Below are 3,317 nucleotides of genomic sequence, written 5' to 3'. Positions count from 1 at the left end.
GAGGGGATCGCCGCCGATATCGCCGCGCGCGCCGGTGCGGGGCAGCAGGTGGCGGTCGTCTCGTCCGGGGCGATCGCGCTGGGGGCGCGCCGGCTGGGGCTGCCGAAGGGCGGCCGCGCCAGCCTGGAGGATGCGCAGGCCGCTGCCGCCGCCGGGCAGATCGCGCTCGCCGGCGTCTGGGCGGAAGTGCTCGGCCATGTCGGGCTGACCGCGGCGCAGATGCTGGTGACGCTCGGCGACCTGGAGGAGCGGCGCCGCTATCTCAACGCCGCCGCGACGCTCGGGCGGCTGCTGCAACTGGGCGTCGTCCCGGTCATCAACGAAAACGATTCGGTCGCGACCGAGGAGATCCGCTTCGGCGACAACGACCGTCTGGCCGCGCGGATCGCGCAGGCGGCGGGCGCGGCGGGGGTGGTCCTGCTGTCCGATATCGACGGCCTGTACGATCGCAATCCGGCGCTACCCGGCGCGGTGCACGTGCCGCGCGTCGAGCGGATCGACGGCGCGATCGAGGGGATGGCCGATCGCGGCTCCGCCTCCGGCATGGGATCGGGGGGGATGGTGTCGAAGATCGCCGCCGCGCGCATCGCCAATGCCGCGGGTGCCGGGCTGGCGATCGCCTCCGGCCGGATCGAGCGCCCGCTGTCGACGCCCGCGCGCCACACCCTGTTCGTCGCGGCGCAGTCCGCGCCCGCGCGCAAGGCATGGCTGGCCGGCGGGCTGACCGCGAAGGGCGCGATCCATGTCGATGCCGGCGCGGCGCGCGCGCTGGCGGACGGGCGCAGCCTGCTGGCGGCGGGTGCGACGCGGATCGACGGCCGCTTCGCGCGCGGCGATCTGGTCACGATCGAGGGACCGGACGGCACGCTGGCGCGCGGGCTGTCGGAATATGATTCGGACGATGCGCTGCTGCTGCTCGGCCGCCGCAGCGAGGATCACGCCGCGATCCTCGGCTATGCCCCGCGCAGCGCGCTGGTCCATCGCAACCACATGGCATTGCTGTGATCCTCGCGATCACCGGCGGCACCGGCTTCGTCGGTGCGCGGACGATCGACCGGGCGCTGGCGGCGGGACATGCGGTGCGCGCGCTCGCGCGGCGCGACCAGCCGGCGCGTGACGGGGTGACGTGGGTCGCCGGCACGCTGGCGGATCGCGACGCGCTGTCCGATCTGGTGTCGACCGCCGATGCGGTGATCCACATCGCGGGCGCGGTCAACGCCCCCTCGCGCGCCGCCTTCGCCGCCGCCAATATCGACGGCACCCGCGCGCTGGTGGAGGCGGCGCGGGTGTGGGCGGTGGCGCGCTTCGTCCATGTCTCCTCGCTCGCCGCGCGCGAACCGGCGCTGTCGAACTACGGCTGGTCGAAGGCGGGGGCGGAGGAGGTGGTGGCCGCCAGCGATCTCGACTGGACGATCGTACGCCCGCCCGGCGTCTACGGCCCCGGCGACATGGACCAGCGCGACCTGTTCCGCGCCGCGAAGCGCGGGCTGGTCCCCACCCCGCCCGCCGCCGGGCGGCTGTCGATCCTGCATGTCGACGATCTGGCGCGGCTGCTGCTCGCGCTCGCCGCGGCGCCCGGCGACCGCGCGACCTACGAGCCGGAGGATCCGTCCGGCGCGATGAGCTATGCCGATTTCGCGCGCGCCATCGCCGCTGGGGTGGGCGTGCGCGCGCGCGCTGCCGCTGCCGGGCGCGCTGCTGCGCGCCGCCGCGCGCGCCGACCGGCTGGTGCGCCGCGGCGCGGCGCGGCTGACCGCCGACCGCGTCGCCTATATGCTCCATCCCGACTGGACCGCCGACCCGGCACGCCGCCCGCCGCCCGCCTTGTGGACCGCGCAGATCCCCACCGCGCAGGGCATGGCCGACACGGCATTGTGGTATCGCGCCCACGGCTTGCTATAGCGCCGCCCGAGAACCGCCGCATTTCACGGCCACGGAGGCTCCATGACCGACCGCACCGCCATCATCGACGTCCTCAAGGCGCAGATCGAACCGTTCAACAAGAAGGGTATCGCCGTGACCGAGGCGACCACCTTCCAGGGCGACCTGGAATGGGATTCGCTGACCGTCATGGATTTCGTCGCCGCGATCGAGGACGAATTCGACATCATCATCACGATGAACATGCAGGCCGAGATCGAGACGGTCGGCCAGCTGGCCGATGCGGTCGCCAAGCTGAAGGGCTGAAGAGGATGACCGAAGCGGGCCTTGCCGCCGACACGCTCCCTGCCGAGGCGCCCGCGGTGGCGCCGGAGCGCGACCTGTTCTCGAAGTTCGACCCGCTGATCGCGGAACGCGCCGCGCTGATGGCGTCGGGCGTGCGCGATCCGTTCGGGATCGTCATGGAGCGCGTGCTCGGCCCGACCACCGCGGTCATCAAGGGGCGCGAGACGATCCTGCTGGGCACCTACAATTACATGGGCATGACCTTCGACGCGGACGTGATCGCCGCGGGCAAGGTCGCGCTCGACCAGTTCGGCAGCGGCACCAACGGCAGCCGGATGCTCAACGGCACCTTCCGCGACCATGTAGAGGCGGAAGAGGCGCTGAAGGAATTCTACGGCGCCGATCACGCGATGGTCTTTTCGACCGGGTATCAGGCGAACCTGGGCACCATCTCGACGATGGCGGCGCGCGGCGAATATGTCATCCTCGACGCCGACAGCCACGCCTCGATCTACGACGGCTGCAAGATCGGCGATGCGGAGATCGTGCGCTTCCGCCACAATTCGGTCGAGGATCTCGACAAGCGGCTCGGCCGCCTGCCCGCCGAACCGGGCAAGCTGGTGGTCCTGGAGGGCGTCTATTCGATGCTGGGCGACATCGCCCCGCTCAGGGAGATGGTCGCCGTCGCGAAGAAGCACGGCGCGATGGTGCTGGTCGACGAAGCGCATTCGATGGGCTTCTTCGGCGAACACGGCCGCGGCGTGTACGAGGAACAGGGGCTGGAGCTGGGCCGCGACGTCGATTTCGTCATCGGCACCTTCTCCAAGTCGGTCGGCACGGTCGGCGGCTTCTGCATTTCGAACCATCCGAAGTTCGAGGCGATGCGCTTTTCGTGCCGCCCGTACATCTTCACCGCGTCGCTCCCGCCATCGGTGGTGGCGACCGCCGCCACCTCGATCCGCAAGCTGATGGGCGCCGCGGACAAGCGCCGGCGGCTGTGGGACAATGCTCGCCAGTTGCACGGCGGCCTCACCGCGCTCGGCTTCCGGCTGGGCACCGCCGCACCGGATTCGGCGATCGTCGCGGTGATCCTCACCGATCAGGAACAGGCCGTGCTGATGTGGCAGGCGCTGCTGGAGGCGGGGCTGTAC

At 71.5% G+C, this 3,317-nt stretch carries 3 protein-coding genes and 1 pseudogene; all 4 read left to right on the top strand.

Features of this window, described 5'->3' with window-relative positions:
• On the top strand, positions 1-1,005 hold a 1,005-nt coding region (gene proB / locus AX685_RS18600; protein WP_066491329.1), incomplete at its 5' end, for a glutamate 5-kinase.
• Positions 1,002-1,902, top strand: a pseudogene (locus AX685_RS18595) (NAD-dependent epimerase/dehydratase family protein). The gene proB and the pseudogene AX685_RS18595, both read left to right, overlap by 4 nt.
• A gap of 42 nt (positions 1,903-1,944) precedes the next feature.
• Positions 1,945-2,187: an acyl carrier protein gene (locus tag AX685_RS18590; RefSeq protein WP_066491324.1), complete on the top strand. Its 243-nt coding sequence runs from the start codon at positions 1,945-1,947 to the stop codon at positions 2,185-2,187.
• A 5-nt stretch (positions 2,188-2,192) separates the two neighbouring features.
• Positions 2,193-3,317, top strand: a 1,125-nt coding sequence (gene spt / locus AX685_RS18585; RefSeq protein ID WP_066491321.1) for a serine palmitoyltransferase, incomplete at its 3' end; no start/stop codon positions are given.

The sequence above is a fragment of the Sphingomonas sp. CCH9-F2 genome (genome assembly GCF_001556735.1).
GTDB lineage: Bacteria > Pseudomonadota > Alphaproteobacteria > Sphingomonadales > Sphingomonadaceae > Sphingomonas > Sphingomonas ginsenosidimutans.
The sequence above is the reverse complement of the archived record's forward strand: the minus strand, read 5'-3'. Positions and strand labels throughout refer to the sequence as shown.

Coding starts and splice junctions, on each gene's coding strand:
- AX685_RS18590 (WP_066491324.1), top strand. CDS start 1,945: ATGACCGACCGCACCGCCATCATCGACGTCCTCAAGGCGCAGATCGAA.